The 24,547-nt window shown below is 69.5% G+C and carries 23 protein-coding genes; 16 read left to right on the top strand and 7 right to left on the bottom strand.

All coding sequences use genetic code 11. The features are described from left to right. Positions 1-24 precede the first annotated feature (24 nt). Positions 25-1,452: a glycoside hydrolase family 183 protein gene (locus tag EL338_RS24320; RefSeq protein WP_126336083.1), complete on the bottom strand. Its 1,428-nt coding sequence runs from the start codon at positions 1,450-1,452 to the stop codon at positions 25-27. Between the two features lie 146 nt (positions 1,453-1,598). Here EL338_RS24320 and EL338_RS24315 point away from each other — a divergent pair, with 146 nt between their 5' ends. Together EL338_RS24315 and EL338_RS24310 are read left to right on the top strand one after the other, a co-directional pair. Then, positions 1,599-2,318: an NUDIX hydrolase gene (locus EL338_RS24315; RefSeq protein ID WP_126336082.1), complete on the top strand. Its 720-nt coding sequence runs from the start codon at positions 1,599-1,601 to the stop codon at positions 2,316-2,318. Positions 2,319-2,366: 48 nt separating this feature from the next. Next, positions 2,367-3,398 carry a S1C family serine protease gene (locus EL338_RS24310; RefSeq protein ID WP_435404913.1) on the top strand — a complete coding sequence of 344 codons (1,032 nt, stop codon included), beginning with the start codon at positions 2,367-2,369 and terminating at the stop codon, positions 3,396-3,398. Here EL338_RS24310 and EL338_RS24305 read toward each other — a convergent pair. Further along, on the bottom strand, positions 3,395-4,474 hold the full coding sequence (locus tag EL338_RS24305) for a class I SAM-dependent methyltransferase (protein WP_126336081.1): 1,080 nt from the start codon (positions 4,472-4,474) through the stop codon (positions 3,395-3,397). The genes EL338_RS24310 and EL338_RS24305 overlap by 4 nt on opposite strands. Positions 4,475-4,608: 134 nt before the next feature. Between EL338_RS24305 and EL338_RS24300 the strand changes: the two genes are divergently transcribed. Further along, positions 4,609-5,808, top strand: coding sequence for a metallophosphoesterase (locus EL338_RS24300; protein ID WP_126336080.1), 1,200 nt, complete (start codon positions 4,609-4,611; stop codon positions 5,806-5,808). 8 nt (positions 5,809-5,816) lie between these two features. Here EL338_RS24300 and EL338_RS24295 read toward each other — a convergent pair whose 3' ends face one another. After that, positions 5,817-6,950 (bottom strand): acyl-CoA dehydrogenase family protein, encoded by a 1,134-nt coding sequence (locus EL338_RS24295; RefSeq protein ID WP_126336079.1) that lies wholly within the window; start codon positions 6,948-6,950, stop codon positions 5,817-5,819. A gap of 117 nt (positions 6,951-7,067) precedes the next feature. Here EL338_RS24295 and EL338_RS24290 point away from each other — a divergent pair, with 117 nt between their 5' ends. The 12 genes from EL338_RS24290 to EL338_RS24235 all read left to right on the top strand — a co-directional run bounded on the left by EL338_RS24290 (position 7,068) and on the right by EL338_RS24235 (position 19,376). Further along, positions 7,068-8,243: an acyl-CoA dehydrogenase family protein gene (locus EL338_RS24290; protein WP_126336078.1), complete on the top strand. Its 1,176-nt coding sequence runs from the start codon at positions 7,068-7,070 to the stop codon at positions 8,241-8,243. Positions 8,244-8,310: 67 nt separating this feature from the next. Then, a complete protein-coding gene (locus tag EL338_RS24285) occupies positions 8,311-9,471 on the top strand; it encodes an amidohydrolase family protein (protein WP_126336077.1) in 1,161 nt (386 codons plus the stop codon). Next, a complete protein-coding gene (locus EL338_RS24280; RefSeq protein WP_126336076.1) occupies positions 9,471-9,806 on the top strand; it encodes an acyl-CoA synthase in 336 nt (111 codons plus the stop codon). Before EL338_RS24285 ends, EL338_RS24280 begins: the two co-directional genes overlap by 1 nt. Before the next feature lie 125 nt (positions 9,807-9,931). Then, the gene (locus EL338_RS24275; protein WP_235666574.1) at positions 9,932-10,702 is read left to right on the top strand and encodes an MlaE family ABC transporter permease; all 771 of its coding nucleotides are present in this window, start codon (positions 9,932-9,934) and stop codon (positions 10,700-10,702) included. Beyond that, positions 10,702-11,556: an ABC transporter permease gene (locus tag EL338_RS24270; protein ID WP_126336074.1), complete on the top strand. Its 855-nt coding sequence runs from the start codon at positions 10,702-10,704 to the stop codon at positions 11,554-11,556. Before EL338_RS24275 ends, EL338_RS24270 begins: the two co-directional genes overlap by 1 nt. Further along, positions 11,556-12,926 (top strand): MlaD family protein, encoded by a 1,371-nt coding sequence (locus EL338_RS24265; protein ID WP_126336073.1) that lies wholly within the window; start codon positions 11,556-11,558, stop codon positions 12,924-12,926. Before EL338_RS24270 ends, EL338_RS24265 begins: the two co-directional genes overlap by 1 nt. Continuing rightward, positions 12,923-13,966: an MlaD family protein gene (locus EL338_RS24260; RefSeq protein WP_126336072.1), complete on the top strand. Its 1,044-nt coding sequence runs from the start codon at positions 12,923-12,925 to the stop codon at positions 13,964-13,966. The genes EL338_RS24265 and EL338_RS24260 overlap by 4 nt, the downstream gene beginning before the upstream one ends. 8 nt (positions 13,967-13,974) lie before the next feature. Further along, complete coding sequence (locus EL338_RS24255; protein WP_126336071.1) at positions 13,975-15,012, top strand: MCE family protein; 1,038 nt, start codon at positions 13,975-13,977, stop codon at positions 15,010-15,012. Then, entirely contained in the window at positions 15,009-16,136 is a 1,128-nt protein-coding gene (locus EL338_RS24250) for an MCE family protein (RefSeq protein WP_126336070.1), read from the top strand. The genes EL338_RS24255 and EL338_RS24250 overlap by 4 nt, the downstream gene beginning before the upstream one ends. After that, positions 16,133-17,353: an MCE family protein gene (locus EL338_RS24245; protein ID WP_126336069.1), complete on the top strand. Its 1,221-nt coding sequence runs from the start codon at positions 16,133-16,135 to the stop codon at positions 17,351-17,353. The genes EL338_RS24250 and EL338_RS24245 overlap by 4 nt, the downstream gene beginning before the upstream one ends. Next, a complete protein-coding gene (locus EL338_RS24240; protein ID WP_235666282.1) occupies positions 17,350-18,600 on the top strand; it encodes an MlaD family protein in 1,251 nt (416 codons plus the stop codon). The genes EL338_RS24245 and EL338_RS24240 overlap by 4 nt, the downstream gene beginning before the upstream one ends. A 29-nt stretch (positions 18,601-18,629) precedes the next feature. Next, a complete protein-coding gene (locus tag EL338_RS24235) occupies positions 18,630-19,376 on the top strand; it encodes a DUF3298 domain-containing protein (protein WP_235666281.1) in 747 nt (248 codons plus the stop codon). Positions 19,377-19,382: 6 nt separating this feature from the next. On the opposite strand, the gene EL338_RS24230 is transcribed toward EL338_RS24235, so the two are convergent. Beyond that, positions 19,383-19,832 (bottom strand): DUF2599 domain-containing protein, encoded by a 450-nt coding sequence (locus tag EL338_RS24230; protein WP_126336068.1) that lies wholly within the window; start codon positions 19,830-19,832, stop codon positions 19,383-19,385. Between the two features lie 19 nt (positions 19,833-19,851). Further along, a complete protein-coding gene (locus EL338_RS24225; protein ID WP_126336067.1) occupies positions 19,852-21,324 on the bottom strand; it encodes an aldehyde dehydrogenase family protein in 1,473 nt (490 codons plus the stop codon). 68 nt (positions 21,325-21,392) lie between these two features. Between EL338_RS24225 and EL338_RS24220 the strand changes: the two genes are divergently transcribed. Next, positions 21,393-22,187: a FadR/GntR family transcriptional regulator gene (locus EL338_RS24220; protein ID WP_126336066.1), complete on the top strand. Its 795-nt coding sequence runs from the start codon at positions 21,393-21,395 to the stop codon at positions 22,185-22,187. A gap of 8 nt (positions 22,188-22,195) precedes the next feature. Here the strand turns inward: EL338_RS24220 and EL338_RS24215 are convergent, their stop codons facing one another. Then, entirely contained in the window at positions 22,196-23,404 is a 1,209-nt protein-coding gene (locus EL338_RS24215) for a CaiB/BaiF CoA transferase family protein (RefSeq protein WP_126336065.1), read from the bottom strand. A gap of 29 nt (positions 23,405-23,433) precedes the next feature. After that, positions 23,434-24,546 (bottom strand): DUF7064 domain-containing protein, encoded by a 1,113-nt coding sequence (locus EL338_RS24210; RefSeq protein WP_126336064.1) that lies wholly within the window; start codon positions 24,544-24,546, stop codon positions 23,434-23,436. Position 24,547 lies beyond the last annotated feature (1 nt).

Raw genomic sequence — 24,547 nt, 5'->3', positions numbered from 1 at the left:
CCAGCCTGCCTGATCCGGCTTCGGTCAGGGCAGGACGGTCCGCATCAGCATCACGTTGTAGGCCGACCACAGCGAGAGGTTGTAGTACAGCTCCTTGCCCGTCGACCAGGGATGCAGGTACGGCGCGTAGATGCCGCCCGGGATCTCCGCCGAGGACGCCAACCGTTGTTCGGGGCTCCACGGCCCCTGCGGCGCGGGGGCCGTCCGCATCACGACGTCGTTGCTGGCCCCGTTGCAGTACAGCACCAGGTACTGCCCGAGATGGGTGTTGTACTGCGCCGACATCTCACCCACCGGGCCCGGGATCACCGGGGTGGCGGCGGCCGGATTGTTCGGGACCCAGGAGTTGCTGCCGGCGTTCCAGTACTCGTACTTGGTGAGGTCCGGGACCAGGTTGGGCGCCACCCGCGCGATGTACGCCGCGCCGGCGCGGCCGTTCGGCGTGCCGAAGGAGTACAGATAGGGGTCGCCGGGCCCGGGTTTGAGGAAGGCGCCCATCTGGAAGTTCTCGTGGCCACCCGAGGGCGGCCGGATGGTGCCCGGGTACACGCCCCAGTTCTCGCCGTTGTCCTGCGACACCGCGATCGCCGAGTAGTTGGTGGACCACGAGCCGGGGTTGTCCCAGCTGCGGATGGACATGAAGTTGAGGAATTGCTTTCCGCCGACGGCGATCCCGGCCGTGGGGATCACCCCGGTCTCGTCCTTGGTCCGGCCGATGGTGTTGATGATCTGCTTGGAGATGCCGGGCCGCCACACCGGCGAGCCCGAGTACCGGTTGCCGACGACACCGTTGGGCACCGCGACCGTGTTGGCCAGCGACCCGTCCTGGCTGCGGAACAACACGTTGTAGCGCCACTGCTTGCCCGGGATGTTGCAGTAGCCGTTGGTGTCGCCGAACGCCATCAGCACCTGGCGATTGGCGGGATCGCCGTTGTCCCACATGATCCCGAGATCGGTGCCGGTGACGGCGAACCGCTTGATGGTCTCGTTGGGGCTGTCCGGGCCGGTGACCCAGCCGACGATCGAGGTGCCCGGCGGGGCCGACGGGACGGGCTGGGCCGCCGGTGCCGGCTGCGGCGCGGGTTGCGGTGCGACGGGCTGGACCGGTTGGGCGCCGGCGGGATTCGGCGACGGGCGCACCGCCGCTTGCTGTTCCACCTGTGCGGACTTGGGGATCAGGGCCTTGAGGATGGCCAGCGGCAGCTGTCCGAGCTTGGGCAGCGGGGCCGATTCGTTGGCGCCGGGCGGTTTGTGTCCGATCGGACGTCGGAACGGGGCCAGCGCCGACGGGCTCGGGATCTGGAAGGCCTGCTCGGGCAGGGGGCGCGCCGCCGCGGCCGCGCCCGTGCACGGTTCGGCCCCGGCCATCGGCGCGACACCGATCGCCACGCACAGGCCGACGACGGCCGAGGTGGCCAGCGATGCGGGTACGGTTCGTTGACGCGACGACATGCGCAACCTCTCGGGGACGGGACGCGGCGAGAACGTCAACGGTGGGCTGCTGTGACGCTAGTGATCAATGGTTCGTATGGGACCTGTGATGCCGGACCGGTATGGACCCGTGATCGTGTCGAGACAGCCCGTCCTAAGGTGCAACGGTGACCATCAGCTACGACGACGGGCTGCGGGAACGGGTCCGCGAGCATCTGACCCGCCACGACCGCCGCGTCCTGACCGACCCGACCAAGCGGCACGCGGCGGTGGCCGTGGTGCTCGTCGATTCCGAGGTGGGCGAGGACCGGGTGGACCCGGTTCCGGTGGACGAGTGGAACGCGGGCCGGCCCCTACCCGACTTCGGCCTCGACGGCCGCATGGTCGACGTCTCCGGCGGCGCCGCGTTCCTGTTGTGCCGCAGGGCAACCCGGTTGTCCTCGCACTCGGCGCAGTGGGCCCTGCCCGGCGGCCGGGTGGACCCGGGGGAGACCGTGCTCGAGGCGGCGCTGCGGGAACTGGACGAAGAGGTGGGCATCCGGCTGCCCGAATCGTCGGTGCTGGGACTGCTCGACGACTATCCGACGCGGTCGGGCTACGTCATCACCCCGGTGGTGGTCTGGGGTGGCGGGCGGCTGGACCCGCGGCCGGCCCCCGACGAGGTCGTCGCGGCCTACCGGGTGGGGCTGCACAACCTGCAGCGCGACGACTCGCCGCGGTTCATCACCATTCCCGAGAGTCCGCGCCCGGTGGTCCAGGTGCCGCTGGGCAACGACCTGATCCATGCGCCCACCGGGGCGGTGCTGCTGCAGCTGCGCTGGCTGTGTCTGGAAGGTCGCCACGATCCGGTCGCCGACCTCGAACAACCGGTGTTCGCCTGGAAGTAAATGCCCGCTCGCGGGCGCGGTCATCGCGGTAACGTGCGACGAGTGAAGCTGAACAGGACCCTCGTTGCCGGCGCCGCGGTGCTGCTCGCGGTGTCGGGCTGTGCCGCACCCACCACCACCGAACCGGAGGCGCAGGAGCAGCCGACCACCACCGCGCCGGCGCCCGCGCCGGCGGCGAGCCCGCCGTCGAGCGCCGGTTACGCAGACGTCGTCGAGCGGGTCAGTCCCAGCGTGGTGACCGTGCAACTGCGCGACGGGGTGGGCAGCGGCGTGGTCCTGCGGCCCGACGTCATCGTCACCAACGCGCACGTGGTCGGCAACGCCCGCGAGGTCACGATCGGCTACGCCGACGGCGTCAGCTCACCCGGACAGGTGCTGGCCACCGACCAGGTGACCGATCTGGCCGTGGTGCGCACCGAGCGCCGCAATCTGCCGGTGCCGGAGTATCGCGACGAGCTGCCGCGCCCCGGCGACATCGCCATCGCCATCGGCAGCCCGCTGGGCTTCGAGAACACCGTCACCGCGGGCGTCATCTCCGGGCTGAACCGCAACATCCCCGGTTCGGCCGTCGAGAGTTCGTCGCTGGTGGACCTGATCCAGACCGACGCCTCGATCTCGCCGGGCAACTCCGGCGGTGCGCTGCTGGACGTCGACGGGCGCGTCGTCGGCATCAACGAGGCCTACATTCCGCCCGCGGCCGGGGCGGTGTCGTTGGGTTTCGCGATCCCGACCTCGACGGTGCTGGCGGTCACCGAGCAGTTGCTCGACGGCGGCCGGGTCACCCACCCGTACCTGGGTGTCACCACCGGTCGCCTCACCCCGGCCATCCGGGAGCGGCTCGGCGTGCCGGTCAGTGAAGGGGCGCTGGTGCGCGGCGTCGAACCCGGCAGTCCCGCGGCGACCGCGGGGGCCCGGCCCGGGGACGTGATCGTCAGTCTCGCGGACACCCCGGTGGAAAGCGTCGAGGATCTGCTGGGCGCCCTGCGCCGGACCCAACCCGGCCAGCAGCAGCCGATGGTGGTGGTGCGCGGCGGCGAGCGCCAGAACCTGACGGTGCGGATCGGGCAGCGCCAAAGCTAAGGCCGCACCTCGAAGACGTTGTTGAACGGGGTGTTGGCGGCCAGCCGGAACCGGGTGAAACCGGCCTGGGTCACCACGTCCTCGATCCGCGCCGGGCCGGCCTGGGTGCCCAGCGCCAATCCCACGGGCTGCGCCAACGACGACGGCGTGCACAACAGGGTGGAGAAGCCGTAGTAGGCCCGGCCGATCTGATGCAGGTTGTCCTCCACCCGATCGCCGGCCGCCGGTTCGACGATCATCCACGTGCCGTCGTCGGCGATGATCTCGCGCACCCGTCGGGCGGCCCCCACGGGATCGCCCATGTCGTGCAGGCAGTCGAACATGGTCACCAGGTCGAACGGGCCGCCGGCGACCGCGCCCCCGTCGGTGGCCTCGAAACTGATCCGGGCCGCCGGCGCGGCCTCGGCGGCGCGGCGCCGTGCCGTGTCGATCGACGCGCGGTGGTAATCCACCCCGACGAACGTCGACCGGGGAAAGGCCTGTGCCATCAGGATGGTCGAAGATCCATGCCCGCAACCGATGTCGGCGACCGCGGCACCGGACTCGAGCCGGGACACCACCCCGGTCAGGGCCGGTAGCCAGTCGCCGATCAGATGCGCGTTGTAGGTGGGCCGGAAGAATCGCTCGCAGCCGACGTGGACGTCGGGGCCGTGGTCGCCCCAGGCGAAACCGGCGCCGGTGCGGGCGGCGTCGATGATCCGGTCCGCGTCGTTGACGGTCCCGTGCGCGATCTGGAACAGGCCGCCGACGAAGGCGGGACTGGTCTCGTCGGTCAGGGCCACGGCCTGCTCGGGCGGTAGATGGTAGCGACCGGTCTCGGGATCGTAGGCGACGAAGGATCCGGCGGCCTGGGCGTTGAGCCATTCCCGCGCGTAGTGCTCCTCGGTGTCGGTGCGCTGGGCGAGTTCGGCGGCGGTGCTGGCACCGTGCTCCGCCAGGCACCGGTAGTAGCCGAGTCGATCGCCCATCACCACCAGCGCGCAGTTCAGCGCCGCCCCCGCTTCCTCGACGGCGCGGAACACGAAGGCCATCAGCTTGTCGGGATCGACCTGCGCGGTGTCCTCTTTTACGGTCATCGGAATTTCCCCCTTGTCGATCGCCGACGCCCCCACGCCGGCACCAATCCATCGTGTGCCCCGGGGGGGTGTGCGCAATGGGGCATCCGCCTCAGCTCCAACTAGGCTTTGGGCGGTCCGAGCGAAGGAAGTCCATGTTCATCGTTGTTCTCTGCACGATCCTCGGGCTGATGCACCTCTACCTGTGGAAACGGCTGGTCAAGGACACCACCGCGCCCGGGCGCACGCGCCGCCTGCTCACGGTGCTGCTGATCGCGCTGGCGGTGCTGCTGGCCGCGACGCTGATCGGCCCGCGGATGCTCGGGCTGCGCGAATCGGCCTGGTTGGCATGGCCGGGCTACTTCTGGTTCGGGCTGCTGGCCTATCTGTTCCTGACGTTGCTGGTGCTGGAACCCGTGCGGCTGCTGCTGCGGAGCTGGGTGCGGCGCGGCCCGCCGGCGCCCGAGGAACCGAGCACCGACCCGGCGGAGCGGGGCACCGACCCGGAGCCGTCGGGTATCAATCGCCGGCTGTTCCTGGCCCGCACCAGCGCCGTGGCCGCCGGGGTCGCGTCGGTGGGCCTGGTCGGGGTGGGCGCCGCCAACGCCCTGGGCCCGCCCGATCTGCTGCGGGTGCCGGTGCGGCTGGGCCGGCTGGACCCGGCGTTCAACGGCTTTCGGATCGCGGTGGTCTCCGACATCCACCTGGGCCCGCTGGCCGGCCGCCGGCACACCGAGCGGATTGTCCGGATGATCAACGAGTCCGAACCGGATCTGATCGCCGTCGTCGGCGACATCGTCGACGGAACGGTCGCCGAGCTGGGCGCCGCCGCGGAACCGTTGCGGGACTTGGTGTCCAAGGACGGCACGTTCTTCGTCACGGGCAACCACGAGTACTTCGTCGAGGACACCATGGAGTGGCTGCACGAGCTGGAGCGGCTGGGCCTGACCCCGCTGCGCAACGAGCACACCGCGATCCGCCGCGGCGCGGCCGGCTTCGATCTGGCCGGCGTCAACGACATCGCGGGGGAGACCAAGTCCGACGGCCCGGACTTCGAGCGGGCGCTGGCCGGGGTGGACCCGTCCGGGCCGACCATTCTGCTTGCGCACCAACCGATCATGGTTGCCGAGGCCGCCGAACGCGGGGTCGATCTGCAGCTGTCCGGGCACACACACGGCGGGCAGATGTGGCCGTTCCACTACGTCGTCGCCGGGGTGCAGCCGTCGCTGGCCGGGCTCTCGACGGTCGACGACACCCAGCTGTACGTCTCGCGCGGTGCCGGGTTCTGGGGTCCGCCGGTGCGCATCGGGGCGCGGCCCGACATCTCGGTGCTGACGCTCGAGAGCGGCAGCTGAACCGGCCGCTATCCCGCCCCGGCGAGCTCGGCCTGCAACGAGGCGCACAACCGCTCCCGGTGATACCGGGCGTCCCCGGACAGCACCGAGTTCACCCGGGCGCGCCGCAGGTAGAGATGCAGATCGTGCTCCCAGGTGAACCCGATCCCGCCGTGTAGCTGCAGCGCGTGACCGGCCACCCGGTTGATGGCATCGGACACGTAGGCCTTGGCGATGCCGGCCGCGCGCTCGGTGTCGTGGTGCGCGCTGTCGAGCGTCATGGCGGCGAAATAGGTCGCCGCGGTGCTGGCCTGCACCCAGATGCGCATCTCGGCGCACTTGTGTTTGACCGCCTGGAAGCTGCCGACCGGCCGGCCGAACTGCTCGCGCTCCTTGACGTAGCCGACCGTCATGTCCAGGAGTCGTTGTCCGATGCCGACGAGTTCGGCGCAGGTGAGCGCGGTGCTCAGTTGCATGGTGCGCGCCAATGACCGGTGCGCCGAATCCCCTTGGGCCAGCAGCGCCGCCGCGTCCACCTTGACCTGCCCCAGCGTGACGTCGCAGTAACTGCGGGTCACGTCGAGGGTCTGCTGGCGGGCGATCCGCACGCCGTCGGCGTCGGTGGACACCAGGAAACGGGCCGGGGCGTCGTCCAACAGGGCATCGACGAGCAACAACTGCGCGCTGTCGGCGTCCTGCACCGAGACCTTGGCGCCGTCGAGCACGTAGCCGCCCGCGTGCGGGCGTGCCACCGTCGCGATACCCGTGGGACCCCAGGGCCGACCGAACTCGGCGACGGCCCAGGACGCGACCAGGCTGCCCTCGCAAATCGCTTGCAGCAGTTTGGCTTTCTGCTCGTTGTCGGACTGGCCGAGGGCGTCGGCGACCAGCGCGGTCGGGATCAGCGGGGTGCTGGCCAGGCTGCGCCCGAGTTCGACCGCCACCAGCGCCAGGTCGATGCTCTGTTGGCCCAGGCCGCCGTCGGCCTCGGCGACCGCCAACGCGGGCCAGCCGAGTTCGACCCCGTGCCGCCACAGCGCGGCATCGAAACCGTCGGGCCCGTCAATAAGATTCCGGGTCCCGGCGATCGAGGACTTGGCGGTCAGCAGCGACCGGGTGGAATCGACGAGGCCCTTTTGCTCGTCGGTGAGCGCGAAGTCCACGGGCTGCTCCTTGCTGAGGTCGATGGGTGGCGCCTGGGGATTGCAAAACGCTCCCCAAAGATACAGGATACTGATTAAGCTAAATTTGGGTCGGTCGACAACGCTGGGGAGAGCTTCGTGCAACTCGGGCAGGACACGGAACTGAACGAAGTGCGACGTCGGGTCCGGGATCTGGCGGCGCAGCAGGCGCCGCCGCGGAACCCGCGCACCGGCGTCCGGGCGCCGGAGGCGGACGAGGTACCGGCGCTGCGGGAGTGGACGCGACGGCTGTTCGAGGAACAGTTGCTCGGCGTGCACTGGCCCGTCGAGTACGGCGGTCTGACCGATCCGCACCCGCTGTTCGAGTCCGCGGTCACCGACGAACTGATCCGGGTCGGGGCGGCCGGCCCGGTCGGCGGCGGTCTGCTCGCCGCCGCGGCCATCATCGCCTCCGGAACCGCGGAGCAGAAGGACTTCTTCCTGCCGCGGATCCGCTCCGGTGAACACATCTGGTGTCAGCTGTTCAGCGAACCGGACGCCGGTAGCGACCTGGCGGGCCTGCGGACCCGGGCGCGCCGCGACGGCGACGACTTCGTGGTCGACGGGCAGAAGGTGTGGACCACCAACGGTCAGTACGCGGACTTTGGCTATCTGTTGGCTCGCACCGACCCCGACGCACCGAAACACGCTGGTATCACGGCCTTTGCGCTCGACATGACGACGCCGGGGGTGTCCGTGCGCCCGCTGCGCGAGATCACCGGCACCGCGGACTTCAACGAGGTGTTCCTGGACCAGGTCCGGATCCCGGCAACGCGGGTCATCGGCGAGGTCGACCAGGGCTGGGCGGTGACCACCACCAGCCTGGCCCTCGAACGATCGAGCGCCGGCAGTGGCGCCTCGCTGTTCGGGGCGCTGGATCGGCTCGGGAAATTGGCCAACGAGGTCGTGCTCGACGGCGGCCCGGCGATCGAGCGCGACGACGTGCGGCAGGCCATCGGCGGCTTCGTCGCCGATGTCCACGTCAATTCGCTGGTCTCGGCGTTCGGCGACAGTCGGGCGCTGCACGGTGAGGCCGACACCGGCGACGCCCCGGTGTCCAAGATCCTGTTCAGCGAGATCAACCTGGCGCTGCACGAGTACGGCCTGGAACTGCAGGGCCACGACGGGGTCCGAGTGGAGGGCGACGCGCACGTCCAGGATCTGGGCTGGTGGCAGGACGCCTTCCTGTATGCCCGCGCGTTCACCATCGCCGGCGGCACCAACGAGGTCCTGCGCAACGTGATCGCCGAGCGCGCGCTGGGCCTGCCGCGCTGAGGCCCAATGACTTTCGGTAACCGGCAATGCCCGGCGCCGACGACAGATTCGAAGTGGAGGAGACCTGATGCCATTACAGGACTGGATGAAGATCATCTCGGTCGATGACCACGTCATCGAACATCCGCAGGTCTGGCAGGACCGGCTGCCCGAGGCGCACCGCGCCGAGGGCCCGCAGATCATCGAGACCGCCGAGGGCCACCACGTCTGGCGCTACGAGGGACAGCTCTACCCGCAGATCGGGCTCAACGCCGTTGCGGGCAAACCACCCTCGGAGTACGGCATGGAGCCGGTGCGATACGACCAGATGATCCCCGGCTGCTACGACCCCGGCGAGCGGATCAAGGACATGGACATCGACGGCGTGCACGGCGCGCTGTCCTTCCCGTCCTTCCCCGGCTTCGGCGGCGGTGTCTTCCAGCGCGCCAAGGACAAGGAACTCGCGCTCGAATGCGTCCGGGCGTGGAACGACTTCCAGGTCGACGAGTGGTGCGCCGGCGCGCCGGATCGCCTGATCCCCTTGGGAATCCTGCCGACCTGGGATCCGCAGTTGGCCGCCACCGAGGTGGAGCGGCTGGCCCAGATCGGCACCAAGGCGGTGTCCTTCCCGGACAGCCCGGTACCGCTCGGCCTGCCGTCGTTCCACCACCCGACGCACTGGGAGGTGCTGTGGGATGCGCTGGAGGCGGCCGACATGCCGGTGTGCCTGCACTTCGGGTCCGGCGGGTACGTCCCCGGCTTTTCGTTCCAGAACCCCTCGCCGACCGACATGGCGCCGTTCGCCGTCGCCATCGCGACGTTCTCGACGAACCTGATGTGGAGCACCGCCGACCTGGTCTTCTCCGGGATGCTGCAACGCCACCCGAACCTGAAGTTCATGCTGTCCGAGGGCGGCATCGGCTGGATCCCGTACCTGCTGGAACGGCTGGACTACACCTGGGAGCGGCACCGCTGGTACCAGCCAATCAGCCGGACCGACCGCCCCTCGGACCTGTTCCGCAAGCACTTCTGGGGCTGCTTCATCGACGACGTGCACGGGGTGAACGCGCGAGATCAGATCGGCATCGAGAACATCCTGGTCGAGGTGGACTATCCGCATTCGGATTCCAACTGGCCCAACAGCCGTAAGCGGATCGCCGAGAACCTGCTCGACGTGAACGATCGCGACGTACACCGCATCGTGGAACTCAATGCCCGGGAATTGCTGCGCCTCGACGGCGGTCGGTAATGGCCGGCGGGTCGCAGCGCGCCGATGAACCCGGCCCGGCCGACACCGAATCCGTTGTCGCCCGCCCGGATACCGACGACTACGACCTGTTGACGTTCGGCGAGGTCGCGGCGCGGCTGGCCGAGGAGTTGGCCGAACTCACCGCGGAGTTGGACCGCACGCGGTCCGAATCGAATCCGGACCCGCAGCGCGTGCGGGCGTTGGAGGAGCGCATCGCGCTGCTGCGGTCCAGCGGCGACCGCTACCGCCGGGAGGAGCGCAGCGAGGAGTTCTTCAAGCGCCGATTCGGGTCGGTCGACATCCCGCCGGCCGACCAGCGGCCGCAATGGCGCTGAGCGCCAACGACAAGCTTGGTCAACCAGATGCAGGGACGCGGAGGTCAAGGGTGACAACGCAGCAGCCCCCGTCACCGGTCGGTGACATCACCGAATGGACCCGCGGCTACGTCCGTCGCCACCCGATGGCGTCGCTGGAGACGGTCGGCAGCCAAACCATGCTCGGCCTCCGGGCGCTGCAATATCTCGTCGTCGACATCGTCAAGTGGCGGTTCCCGTTCGAGGAGTTCGTCCGGCAGGCCGCGTTCATGGCCTCGACCGCCATGTTGCCCACCATGTGCGTGGCGATCCCCATCGGTGTCACCCTGCAGATCCAATTCGCGCTGCTGGCCGGCCAAGTGGGCGCGACGTCGCTGGCCGGGGCGGCCAGCGGCCTGGCGGTCATCAAACAGGGCGCGCCGTTGGTGGCGGCGCTGCTGATGGCGGCCGCGGTGGGCTCGGCCATCTGCGCGGACCTGGGTTCGCGAACCATCCGCGAGGAAGTCGACGCGCTCGAGGTGCTGGGTATCTCGGCCATCCGGCGGCTGGTGGTGCCGCGGTTGGCCGCCGCGATCCTGGTGGGGCTGGGTCTGACCGGTCTGGTCTGCTTCATCGGGTTCCTGGCGGGCTACCTGTTCAACACGTTCGTCCAGAGCGGCGCACCGGGCAGTTTCGTCAGGACCTTCGCCTCCTTCGCGACCGTCGGCGACCTGGTGCTCACACTGATCAAGTCGGTGGTCTTCGCCGCGATCGTCGCGATCGTCGCCTGCGACAAGGGCCTGAGCACCAAGGGCGGCCCGGCCGGCGTGGCCAACTCGGTCAACGCCACCGTCGTCGCCTCGATCCTGTTGTTGATGATCACCAACGTCGTCTTCACCCAGATGTATGTCCTGCTGTTCCCGAAGGCGGCCCTGTAGTGGCGGCCACCTACTACCCCAGGGGCGTGCGGCCGCTGGTGGTCGCGGCGACGACGGTGGCCGGCCTCGGGGTCCGGCTCGGTCATCTGCTGACGTTCTTCGGGCACGCCGTCGCGGCGATCCCGGTGGCGCTGACCCGGTACCGCAAGGCGTTCCTGGCGATCCTGTCCGACGTCACCTGGGGTAACGGCTCCATCGTCGTCGGCGGTGGCACCGCCGGGGTGATCATCGTGCTGGGCGCCACCGCGGGGGCCATCGTCGGTATCGAGGGCTATCAAGCGCTGCACCTGCTCGGCATGGAACCCGCCGCCGGGCTGCTGTCCTCCACGGTGTCCACCCGGGAACTGGCCCCGATCATGGCCGCCCTGGCGTTCGCCGCGCAGGCCGGCTGCCGGTTCACCGCGCAGCTGGGGTCGATGCGGATCTCCGAGGAGGTCGACGCCATCGAATCGCTGGCCATCCGCCCGATCCCGTACCTGGTGACCACCCGGCTGCTGGCCTCGGTGGTGGCCATCATCCCGCTCTACGTGCTGTGCCTGGTGGTCAACTACGCCGCCGTGCAGACCATCGTGACCTTCGCCGGCGGGGTTTCCGCCGGCTCCTTCGACCACTACTTCCGGCTGGTGCTGACCGGATCGGACATCGTCTATTCGGTGATCAAGGCCGTCGTCTTCGTCACCATCACCTCGACCATCCAGTGCTACTACGGCTACTTCGCCACCGGCGGCCCGCAGGGCGTCGGTATCGCGGCCGGGCGCGCCATGCGGGCCAGCATCTCGGTGATGATCATCGCGAATCTCCTTCTCACCATTGGGCTGTGGGGAATCGGGTCCGGCGCAAGGTTGGGCGGCTGATGACACAGCAGCTGGAGTCGGCGTCCCGGAAGATCTCCGATGGTCGGTTGTTGTTGCGTGGGCTGGCGCTGCTGCTCGGTGCGGTGCTGCTCTCCGCCGCCGCCATCGCCAAGTCGGAGGGCTTTTTCGCCAACCGCGTCGAGGTCTTCGCCCTGCTGAACAACGTGGGCGACGGCCTGCCGTCCGGGTCGGACGTGAAGTTCCGCGGCGCCCTGGTGGGCACCGTCGAGGGGGTGCGCCCCGCCTCGCAGCACCGGCCGAACGAGATCCTGCTCAGCCTCGATCCGCACTTCGCCGACGCCATCCCGGCCACCGTCACCGCTCGGGTGGTGCCCAGCAACGTGTTCGCGGTGTCGTCGATCCAGCTGGTCGACAACGGACCCGGACCGATGCTGGAACCCGGCGCGGAGATCCGGCAGGACGACAGCTTGGCCACCGTGCAGTTCCAGACCGCGCTGACCAAGCTGCGCGACGTGATGGGCGCGATCGGGCGGCCCGGATCCCGCGACAGCGTGGGCGTGCTCGCCGCCGTGGCCGAGGCGACCAGCGGGCGCGGCGACGAACTGTCGCACGCCGGCGCCGGGGCCAATCGCATTGTCCGCGAGATGAACGCCGTCATCGCCGACGACGGTTCCGAACCGACGCTGCAGACCCTCTCGGAGGCGCTGCAGGGGTTGCAGACCGCGGCGCCGGACCTGCTCGAGGCCGTGCACCGGGCCGCGGTGCCCATGCGTACCGTCGCCGAACAGCGCGAAGAACTGATGAGCTTCCTGTCGGCGGGGCACAGCACCTTCGGCACCGTGGGGGAGGCCTTCGAGAACAACACCGACCGCATGATCGTGATCACCACGCAGATGACCCCGGTGCTCGGGGTGCTTGCCGACGGCGGAAAGGAGTTCGCGCCGATGGTCACCCGGATCAAGGACGTCACCGATCGCTTCTTCACGCACGTGTGGAAGCCGGACCGCAACGTGGCCGTGGGCAAGTTCCTGTTGGTCATCACCCCGAACAAGATGTACACCCGCCAGGACTGCCCGCGCTACGGCGACCTGGAGGGCCCGAGTTGCCACACCGCGCCGTTGACCGCCGATCCGCCGGTGCTCCCGCGCAACCTGCAGCCCGGCAATTATCCGGTGGCGCCGCAGATGTCGGGCGGCAACGTCGGGTCGGTGGGCAGCCCGCAGGAACGCGCGCAGCTCAGCGAGATCCTCGGTCCGGAACCCAATCCGGCCTCCGAACTGCTGCTCGGTCCGGTCCTGCGGGGTACCACCGTGCAGGTCGTGCCGGACCCCGAGGCGGCGGCGCCGGGACCCGTGCCGCCGCCGGGACCGCTGCCGGCTGAGGCGCCCGCGCCGGGGGTGGGCCCATGAGGAGCTACCGGCGCCCGCTGATCGGACTCTGCATCTTCGTCGTCGTGTGTTTCGCCCTGGTCTGGACGGTATTCGTGACGTTGCAACGCAACGTCGACGGCGCGACCAAGAACTACGCGGCGGTGTTCACCGACGTCATGGGCATCAAGGTCGGCGACGAGGTGCGCATGGCGGGGGTCAAGGTGGGCCGGGTCGACGGCATCAGCCTGGTCGACGAGGGCGGGGCGCGGGTGGACTTCCGGGTCCAGTCCGACCAGGTGCTCTACGGAAACACCAAGGCGTCCATCGACTATCAGAACATCATCGGTCAGCGCTACCTGGGGTTGGCGCTCGGGGACTTCGGCGATCCGCGGGTGCTGCCCGCCGGTGCGGTGATCCCCGTCGAGCGCACCGAGCCGTCGTTCGACATCTCCAACCTGCTCAACGGTTTCGAGCCGCTGTTCGCGCTGTTGAACCCGGACCAGGTCGACAACCTCACCACCGCCGTCATGCGGGCCATGCAGGGCGACGCCGGCGCGGTCACCACCCTGATCGCCGAGACCACCCGGATGGCCGAGGAGTACTCGGGGACCGATCAGATCCTGGACGGCGTTCTGGCGCACCTGAACTCGGTCCTGGGGTCGGTGGCCGACCGCAGCGGCGACGTGGACGCCACCATCGCGTCCACCAAGGCGCTGTTCGGCGGCCTGGCCGCGCGGCGCGCCGAGTTCGTCGATTCGCTGGACCAGTCCTCGATCGTCGCGCAGCGGTTGGGCAACGTGATCACCGACGTGCAACCCGACCTGCAACAGTGGCTCGACCGCGAACCGGGCTTCGCCCAGCACTTCATGGCCGACAAACAGGCCTTCGCCTACATGGGGTTCAACACCCCGCTGATGCTGAAGGGGTTGGCCAGGATGAGCCAGGGCGGGTCCTACCTCGACGTCTACGCGTGCGACCTGACGGTCAGCCAGTTCCCCCGCATCGACAGCCTGATCGCCGCGATCGTGGAGAACGCGACCCCGGCCGGTGTGCCCCAACACAGTGCGAAGTGCCGGTGAGGGGCGCCATGACGTCGATGCGGGAAGTGCTGCGCCGTCCGGTCGAATCGCACGGCAAGCTGCGCCTGGGTGTGATCGCGGTCGCGGTGATCGCACTGGTCCTGGGCGGGGCGCTGGGACTGGGACGGTTGGGGTTGGGCAAGACCGAGTACGTCGCGGAGTTCGCCCAGGCGGCCGGTCTCAGCGCCGGGGACCAGGTGACGGTGGCGGGCGTGTTCGTCGGCGCGGTGAAGAGCATGCGACTCGACGGCGACCACGTCCGGGTGACCATGGAGGTCGACCGCGGCCTGCACCTCGGGGCGGACACCCGCGCGGCCATCAAGCTGACCACCCTGTTGGGGGCGCGTTACGTCGACCTGCAGCCCGCGCGGGCGGGGGAGCTATCCGAACACCGAATCCCGTTGGCCAACACCGAGGTCCCCTACGACCTGCAGACCGCGCTGCGCGACGCCACCGTCACGTTCGAGGACGTCGATGCCGAACGGATCGCCGACTCGATGACCGCGCTGTCCCAGCAGTTGCAGGGGACCCCCGAGATCCTGCCGGCGGCCCTCGACAACGTCGAACACCTCTCCTCGGTGATGACGGCCCGGCGCGACGAGATCGGCGATCTGCTGCGCAGCACGCAGCGGGTGACCGAACTGCTGGGCAGCCAACAGCAGAGCCTGGGTCTGCTGGTGCACCAGGGTCACGCCGTGCTGACCGACCTCGCGGCCCGCCGCGAGCTGGTGGTGCGACTGTTCGACGCCACCACCAAGCTGGTGAATCAACTGCAGCCGGTGTTGATCGGGAACCGGGGGCAGATCGACGAACTGCTGGCCAACCTCGAGGGCATGCTGTCGTCGGTCGGCCGCAACGACGAGCTGTTCCGAAACACGTTGCAGATCCTGCCGGTTCCGGTGCGCAACTTCGCCAACGCCACCGGCAGCGGTAACGAGTTCGACTTCACCTCCTCCGGCGGAACCATGATCGACTCCTGGATGTGCGCCATCAGCGGGCGGGCCCAACAGTTCAACCTGCCCAACTACTTCGAGGACTGTGCATGAGCGGTCGGGACAGCCGGCGGGCAAGGAGCAGCGTGCCGGTCAAGATGATGGTCATCCTGGTCATGGCGCTGATGGCGTGCGGCTGCTCGAGCGGTCCGCTGAGTCTGGATCGCGGAATGACGATCACCGCCCAATTCGACAACGCCAGCGGGCTTTACGAGGGCAACGCCGTCGCGATCCTCGGTATGCCGGTGGGGAAGGTGACGAAGATCGCGCCGCGCGGCGACTACGTCGAGGTGACGATGCACATCAACGGTGGGGTGAAGATCCCGGCCGACGCGCAGGCGGTCACCCTGTCGACCTCCATCCTGACCGACCGCCACATCGAGTTCACCCCGGTGTACCGGGACGGGCCCACGCTGGCCGACAACGACAGCCTGAGCCTGGCGCGCACCCGCACCCCCGTCGAATTCGACCGGGTGCTGGCCATGGTCGACGAACTCGCGGTCAAGATGCAGGGCAACGGTCAGGGCGATGGTCCCATCGCCGATCTGGTCGCCGTCAGCGCGGCGATGACCGGCGGCAACGGGCCCAAGATCCGCTCGGCGCTCGGTGAGCTGTCGACGGCGCTGGAGCTCAGCAAGGAGCGGGGCACGCCGACGCGGGACGCGCTGACCACCATCGTCACCAACCTGGAGAGCCTGAGCACCGCGGCCACCGAGAACGACCAGACCATCAGGGAATTGGGGACGGCGATCCGCGAGCTCAGCGCCGTGGTGGCCGACGAGCAGCTGGGCACCGGCTCCACGGGCGCCCAGGTCAACCAGGTGCTGGCCGGGACCGCCGACCTGCTGGAGGTCAACCGGGACACGCTGAAGTCGACGGCGACCAACACCGAGATCGTCACCCGGGCGCTGGCCGAGTACCACCGCGAACTCGGCGAGGTGCTCGACCTCGCACCGATGGTCCTCGACAACGTCTACAACATGATCGACCACGAAAAGGACGCCATCCGAGCGCATCCCACCCTGGACAAGGTCGAACTCAACGGGCAGGCCACCAAGGAGCTGTGCAACCTGCTCGGGATGCGGCAATTGGGTTGCGCCACCGGCACGATCACCGATTTCGGCCCCGACTTCGGGGTGACCAGCATGCTCGAGGGATTGGCGGGACTGGGATCATGACCAATGCTTCGCCGGCCCGGATGGGCCGCACCCTGCGGTCCGTGATCGCCGCGGCCGCCACGGCGACCCTGCTGACCTCCTGCTCGATGGGCCTGGACCGGGTGCCGTTGCCGGCCCCGTCGGCCGGGGCCACGACCTACCCGATCACCGCCACCTTCACCGATGCGCTGAACCTGCCGGCGAAGGCCAAGGTGCGACTGGCCGGCGCCGACGTCGGCGAGGTCGAGTCGATGGCCGCCCGGGACTACACGGCGGTGGTGACCATGCGGATCGCCTCCGATGTGCAGATCCCGGCCGGCACCCGCGCCGAACTGCGCTCGGCCACCCCGCTCGGGGACGTGTTCGTCTCGCTGATCCCGCCCCCGGATACGGATTTCGGTGCCGCGCCGCTGGCCCCGGACACCATGATCCCGCTGAAGTCCACCGCGTCGGCGGCCTCGGTCGAGGAGGTGCTGAGCACCGCGGCGCTGTTGGTCAACGGCGGCGCGGTCCGCAACCTCACCAAGGTGATCAACGGGATGGGCGCCGCCGTCGGCGGCAAGGGCGAGGATCTGCAACAGTTCCTCGACGAATCGACCCGATTGGTCCGGAGCCTGTCGGCGCGCTCGGAACCCGTCAAGGCCGCGTTGACACAGACCGGTGAGGTCGCCGAGACCTTGTCGGCCCGTCAGGACGCCATCAACGAGGCGATCTCGGCGGCCGGCCCCGCCCTGGGCAGCCTCGCCGACAGCACCGGCAACATCGTCGACCTCGCCGCGCAGCTGAACCGAATCACCCTGCAGCTGGCGAAGTTCCCGTCGATCCGGGGCGAGGACTCGCGCAGCATGATGGCGGACATGAACCGGCTCTCGGAGGCGTTGAACGCGGCCGCGACGGCCCCGGGCGCCTCGCTCGCGACGTTCAACTCGCTGTTCGGTCCCATCCTCAAACTGACCAACTCGACCTCGTCGCACGTCTCGATCGACCTGGCCGACATGGCCGTCGGGGCGTTCGCCGACCCCTACCATCCCGCCGACCCGGGCAGCCGGGGTCCCACGCGGGAGGACTTCCGCAACATGGTCGGCAGCATCACCTACGAACTGATCAAGGTCCGCGACAAGTTCTGGGGCGCACCGACGCCGCCACCCGGCAACGTGCCACCGCCGAACCTCATCGGTCCCTCGCCCGGCGCGTTGACGCCGGCGCCGCCCCGGCCCGCCCCGGGAGGCACGCCGTGACCGCGCGCCTGCTGGCCGCGCTCCGGTACGCGCGGGAGCGCAGGCTGGGGCTGTCCGCGTGCGCGCTGGCGGTGATGCTGGTGGTCGGGGTGGTCTACCTGCTGTTCGGCACCCTGAAGATCAACCCGGGGGCCGCCGAGAAGCTGGTGCGCGTGCACCTCGCCGAGACCGGCGGGCTGCTGCCGGGGCAGGACGTCACCCTGCGCGGCGTCGCGGTGGGGCGCGTGGAGTCGATCGACCTGACCGACGACGGGGTGATGGCCGTCGCGGCACTGCGACCCGAGGCGCAGATCCCGGCCGACAGCGCGGTGCGGGTCTCGGCGCTGTCGCCGGCCGGTGAGCAGTACCTGGACTTCCGGGCCACCAGCAACGCCGGGCCGTACCTGGTCGACGGCAGCGTGATCGACCGCGACCGGACCCAGACCCCGGTGACGCTGGCCCAGCTGCTGGGCAACCTCGACGGCACCCTCGAACAGATCGACCCCGACAAGCTCTCCGCGGTGCTCGACGAACTGCGGGTGGGGCCGGAGGGGGCGCACAAGCTGTCGGCCATCCTCGACGGCGGCGCGCTGCTGGTGTCGACGCTGGACTCGGTGCTGCCCGAGACGGTGAGCCTGGTCAACACCAGCAAGGTGATGCTGTCGACGGTGCGCGACGTCAGCCCCGGCCTCGCGTCCACCTCATCGGACCTGTCGTCGATCCTCGGCGGCGTGCAACGCATGGACGGGGGCTACCGGACCCTGCTCGACCGCGGGCCGCAGACCATGGGAGCGCTGGACGCCCTGATCGCCGACAACTCGCCGACCATGGTGCAACTGCTGGGCAACCTGACCACCGTGTCGCAGCTGGCGTATCTGCGGGTCCCCGCGCTGAACGAATTCTTCTTCCCTGAGTACCGCGCCGGTTCGGCGCTCGAGGCGCTGGGCTCGACGTTCCGCGACGGCGGCGTGTGGGGTGCGGTCAGCCTGTACCAACGTTATTCGTGTGACTACAACCTGCCGCACGCCCCGCCGTCGGTCGCCGACCATCCGGAACCGTACCTCTACACCTACTGCCCCAACCCGGACCCCAAGTACCTGGTGCGCGGTGCCCGCAACGCCCCGCGACCGCCCGGCGTCGAGGCCGGGCCGCCCGCAGGCCACGATCCGCTGCGGCGCGCCGATCCCACCCCGAAGGGCCCCTACACCATCGACCTGCCCTACGCGGGCCCCGTCCTGCCGGTACCGCCGCCGCCGAGCGGACCGTGATGAGCACGCCGACACCCCGGGAGATGGCAATGGCCCAGTCTGTGAACATGTTTCGGCTGACCGGCGTTGCCGCGCTGGTCGTCGCCATGGTTGCTCTCGTGCTCGGAACCGCGCACCCGGCGCGCGCCGACACGGTGTCCAACGGCGTCGCCTATGCGGTGGTGCCGGATGTGCGTTCGGGGATGAGCCCGAACGGCATCGGCACTTGGACGGTGAACTACGAGAAGGTCGCCGGCGGTGATCCGGCGGTCACCGATGCGATCAACCGAATCCTCGACGACGAGGCGGACGGCCACGTCTGGCTGTACGCGGCGAGCGCCAGCAAGACCTCACCGTGGACGTTCCACGCCCAGGGTCGCCTGCTGTTCCGGCCGATCACCATCTCGGCGTTGTTCACCGGGCAATACGATGCGACCGATCTGCCGAACATGCCGGTGGACACCGTGGCGACCCGGGTCTTCGACTCCCGCAGCGGGATCCAGATCGTCTGGGCGAATCTGTTCGGTGACGAACGCGCCGGCCTGGCGCGGCTGTCGGAGCTGACCAAGCAGATCCTGCCGGCCAGCTATCCGGAACCGCCGTTGGGCGGCTGGGCCGAATACGGGCCGTCCATGGCGCCGCTGAAGCGCAACTTCCGGTTCTGGCTGCCGACCGATGCGGGTATCGAAATGCATTTCCCGGCGGGCCAATTCGGCCGCAGCCCGCGGATGATCACCGTGCCGTGGTCGGCGGTGGAAGACCTGATCAGACCGGAGTTCGCGGCGATCACCAGTTGAGGACGATCACCAGTTGAGGACGTCGTCGGGGCCGCCGGGGTTGCAGCCGGAGTTGACCAGCATCGTGTTGGTCACCACCTCCCGCCAGGGCTCCAGGTTCCAGGTGCCCACCTTGCCCGGGTTGGTGAAAGTGGCCAGCTGCCAATGGCAGAAGAACTGCCGCTGCATGGTGAGCGTGTTCGCCTCGGGGGCGTGCTGGAGCAACTCGGCCCACGCGTCGTAGCTCTGGGCGCCGTTGGTGAACACCCCGGCCGCCGACCATCCCCAGGCGGTGGGGAAGATCCGCAGGGTGGCGCGCTCCCCGTGGTACTCCCACGCCACCCGTTCGATGTAGTTCGGCGCGCCGGGCGGTCGTGGCGGTGGCAGGTCGGCGCGGGCAGGGCTCACCGGGCCCGCGAACAGGCCCAGCGCGATCACCAGTGCCGCCGCCCTCGCTGTGCTGCCCCGCCGCCGCATCGCCGTCGTCCTCAGTTTGTCAGCCGACCGGCCACTGAAGGGCCTTGTGCTGCAGGTACTCCGAGAGCCCGAACTCGCCGAACTCGCGACCGATACCACTTTGTTTGTAGCCGCCGAACGGTGCGCCCGGGTTGAGGCCACCGCCGCCGCCGTTGATGACCACCATGCCGGTCCGCAGCTTGCGCGCCACCTCGGCGGCCCGGACCGGGTCCGCGGACCAGACGCCGCCGGCCAGACCGTACCGGCTGTCGTTGGCGATGCGGACGGCGTCGGCGTCGTCCCGGAACGGGATGACCACCCCGACCGGCCCGAAGAATTCCTCCTGGGCGATCCGCATTCCGTTGTCGACCCCGACGAACAGCGTCGGCTCGAGGTAGTAGCCGCGGTCCAGATGCGCGGGACGCTTGCCGCCGAACGCGATCTCGGCGCCCTGGGCGACGCCGGAGGCGATCAGTTCCTCCACCCGCTGCCGCTGTACGTCGCGGATCAGCGGGCCCATCACCGTGGCCGGGTCCGACGGGTCCCCGACCCCGATGAAGCCCAGCACGCCGACGATCCGGGCGATCAACTCGTCGTGCAGCGACTCGTGCACCAGGATGCGGGTCAGCAGTGCGCAGCCCTGCCCGGCGTGGGTGATGATGCCCGCCAGCACGCTTTCGAGCACCTTGTCCAGGTCGGCGTCGTCGAGAATGATGTTGGCCGACTTGCCGCCCAGTTCGAGTACCACCTTCTTGATGGACTCGGCGCCTTGGGCGTACACCTTGCGGCCCACCGTATCCGAGCCGGTGAAGCTGACGATGTCGACGTCCGGATGCTGGGTGAGCCGCTGACCGGCGTCGATGTCACCGGTGACGATGTTGAGCGTGCCGGGCGGCAGGCCCGCGGCCTCGGCGACCTCGCCGAGCACCAGCGCCTCGAGCGGCGTGTAGGGCGAGGACTTCAGCACCGCGGTACAGCCGGCAGCCAGCGCGGGCCCCACCTTCGCGAGATTGAGCAGGAACGGGAAGTTGAACGCGGTGATCAGCGCCGCCACCCCGTAGGGCTCCCGCAGGATCTGTCCCTGACCGATGCCGTTGCCGAAGACCGGCCGCGCCGGCTCGTCGAACGCGAACTGGGGCAGCACCCGGTGCGCGAGGTCCGCGAAATGATCGATGGGAGTGCCGACTTGGAGGATGTCGGCGAGCATCCGGGTGGAACCGGCCTCGGCGATGCTCAGCTCCACCAGCTCGGCGCGGCGCCGCGACAGCTCATCGGCCATGTCGGCGAGGACCTTGGCCCGCTCCAGGGGGCTCATCCGGGGCCAGGGGCCGTCGTCGAAGGCGCGGCGGGCCGCGCCCACCGCGGCGTCGATGTCCGCGGGGCTGGCCTGCGGGACCTCGGCGATGGTCTCTTCGGTGGCGGGGTTGACCACCGACAAGGCCTCCTCGGTGGCGCCTTCGGTCCACGCACCGTCGATGAACAGTTTGCGGGTGGTCAATTCGGTCGAGGTCATCGAGTCTCCTAGTATTCGCATTGAGTGGCATCATTTAGGCGATTGATGCGCTGAGGGACGGATGGCTGATGGCTGATGTGAAGCGAACGGGTGACGGATCGAAGTTGGTGCGGGCCCCGAAGACGGCCGAACTCATCGCGGATCAGTTGCGCAGCCAGATCGTCCGGGGCGTGCTCAAGGAGGGCGATGCCCTGCCCACCGAGATCGAACTGGTCAAGCAATTCGGCGTATCCCGGCCGACCCTGCGCGAGGCGTTCCGCATCCTGGAGAGCGAATCGCTGATCATCGTCCGCCGCGGATCGCGCGGCGGCGTCCTGGTCTCGTCGCCCCGAACATCTGTCGCTGCACGGGATTTCGGACTGCTCCTGCAGATGTCGGGGGCCACGTTGGCCGACGTGTACGAGGCGCGCAAGGTGTTCGAGCCGGCGGCCGCGGAGATGCTGGCGCGGCGCGCCGCGGCCGAGGACATTGCCGAACTCACCGGCGCCGCCGACGCATTGGCGGCGCTGGTTGCCGAGGGGACCGACAGCGCCGACCTCGGCGAATGGTCGGCGGCCACGTTCCGCTTCCACGACCTGCTCCTGGAGCGGGCCGGCAATACCACCGTCGCGCTGATCGGGGCGGTGCTGCGGGAGGTCGTCACCCGCCACATGGAACGCGCGGTCGCCTCCACCACCGACACCGCCGTGATCGAGAAGCAGTTCAAGAACACCATCCGCTCGTTCCGGCAGCTGATCGATCTGATCGAGGCCCGCGATGCCGACGGCGCCAGGAAGCTGTGGCTGGAGCACATGGACCGCGCCGGCCGCAAGATGCTCTGGGGCACGCTGGGCAGCGAGTCCGTGATCGACCTGTTCGCCTGACATTTTTCTCACCCGAGCGCGCCGCCGTCGCGCAGCGCGCTGATCTCGTCCCAGTCCCAGCCGCAGTCCAGCAGGACCTCCTCGGTGTGCTGGCCGAGTTCCGGGGCCGGGCCGGCCGGGGCGGACGGGACGTTGTCGAACTGATACGGCGGGGCCACCACGCGGAAGGGGGCGCCCTGGGCGCCGGCGACCTCGGGCAGGTAGCCGTTCTCGGCCACCTGCGGATGCGCGCAGACCTCTTCGAAGGAGGCCGCCGCCGACCAGACGCCGGAGAACCCGGCCAGGGCGGTGCGCCACTGCGCCAAGGTGCGTTCGCCGAAGGTCTTGTCCAGTTCGGCGATGCAGGCCGCGCGGTTGACGTAGCGAGCGCCGATGTCGGTGAACCGTTCGTCCTCGGCCAGCTCCGGCCGGTCGATGACCTTGCACAGCTCCGGCCAGTACCGATCCGATTGCAGGCAAACGAGATTGATCCACCGGTCATCGGAGGTGCGGTAGGTGTTGACGATCGGATTGGCGACCTCGTTGCGGTACTGGCGGGGCAGTTCGCCCGAGCCGGCGGCGACCGCGGCCAGGTCGGGACTCATCGTCCACATCCCGGTGCCCAGCAGCGACACGTCCACTTCCGCGCCCTCGCCGCTGCGTTCCCGCCGGAACAGCGCCATGGCCACCGCGCCGGCGATGGCGCTCGAACCCTGCAGGTCGAAGAACGCCGCCGGCTGGGCCGCCGGTTCGGCCGCACCCGGGGCGGTCAGCTTGTTCTGGACCCCGGCGGCCGACCAGGCCGCGGCCGAATCGAAACCGCCCGCGTCCGCCATGGGGCCGATGCGTCCCCACCCGGAGCCGCGCACGTAGACCAGTCGCGGGTTGGCCGCGCGGAGGTTCTCGGCGTCGATACCGAGCTTGGCCCGAACCTTCGGCAGGTAACTGGTCAGGAAGACGTCGGCAGTCTTGGACAGCCGCAGCAGGGTGTCCAGCCCGGCGGGAGTCTGCAGGTCCAGCGTGATGCTGCGCTTGCCCCGGTTGGGCACCTGCAGAAAGGGATTGGGGGTCGAATCGTCGGCGTTGAGCGCGTTGCGCAGCGCCCGCTGCGGGTCCCCGGTGGGCGGTTCGACCTTGATGACGTCGGCGCCGAGGTCGGCCATGATGGCACCCGCCCCGGGCACGAAGGTCCACGACGCGACCTCGATGACTCGGATACCGTCGAACGGTCCGCTCACTGTGTTCTCCTGTTCTTGTCGTGGCCGGCTCAGCGCACAGCTTGAAGGGCATCCCGCATTCGGGCGAAATGCTTTGGATGCCAGATGTCTTGGTCCTCGCCCCACCCGATCTCGGCGCCGAGATCCCAGCGCATCAGCGCGGTGGCCCCGCCGCCGCTCTCGCAGATGTGGCTGACCGCGATCCCCTCGGCGGTCAGGGTGCGTCCGCACACGTCGACGAGCTCGACCTGCATGTGGGAACTCCACCCGGTGTCGGGGTCTCGGTAGTTCTTCATCCGGCTGGTCGACTTGTCGAGCAGTTCGAAGCGGCCGTCCTGCAGCAGCCAGCCGTGGTTCAGCGGCGCCCAGCCCCCCGCATCGGCGTCGGCGACCCGCACGAACGCCAGGAACCCGGTGTCGGGCCCGGAGTGGCCGAAGATGTACTGGATGCGGCCGCGGCCCCGTTCGCGCTCGATCTCGCGCCACCGCGCGCCGCCGGGATGACGGACCCGCGAGGGGGCGGGAGCCCCCGAATCGGCGGGCTTGGCGGCCTTGTCCGGCGGTCGGGGACCACCGCGCGGGGCCCACGAGCGATCCCGAATGGAGTAGCAGTCCACCGGGATACGTTCCCCGTCGAGCTTCAGCTCACCGGTCACGCGCCCCAGCTGGTCCAGGTGCGTGTGTTCCATGAACGGTGGTTCGCCGGGGGTGAAACGGCGGGGATCGTGCACCCCCTCGAACCTGAGCCGAAGGGCGAAGTCCGACGCGTCGTCGGCATAGGCGATCTCGTAGTCGCGCAGCGGCCGGAGCATCGTGACGCTGAAACCGCCGCCGGGCACGGTGATGTCCCGCAGGTCTGGCGTGGGATCGTCGACCGGGATGTCGGTGGCCATCCGGAAGTAGCGCAGGTCGGGCTGGGCGGCGCCGGCGGGATCCCAGACGTAGACCCGCCACGTCACCGTGCCGCGATTGGTGTTGAACTGGGCGTGCAACCAGCCGCCGATCTTGCGTTCCGGCACGTTGAACGACCACCACGTGGTCTCGGCCCAGTACGGATTGTCGTCCGGCGACCGGTGGAAATTGTCGTCGGCGGGTTCGAACGGGGGGTCCGCGCTGATCTGCGTCGCCGCGGACGCCGGCCCGGTCGGGGCTGCACGCACCATT

This window comes from Mycolicibacterium chitae, from assembly GCF_900637205.1.
Lineage (GTDB): Bacteria > Actinomycetota > Actinomycetes > Mycobacteriales > Mycobacteriaceae > Mycobacterium > Mycobacterium chitae.
The sequence above is the reverse complement of the archived record's forward strand: the minus strand, read 5'-3'. Positions and strand labels throughout refer to the sequence as shown.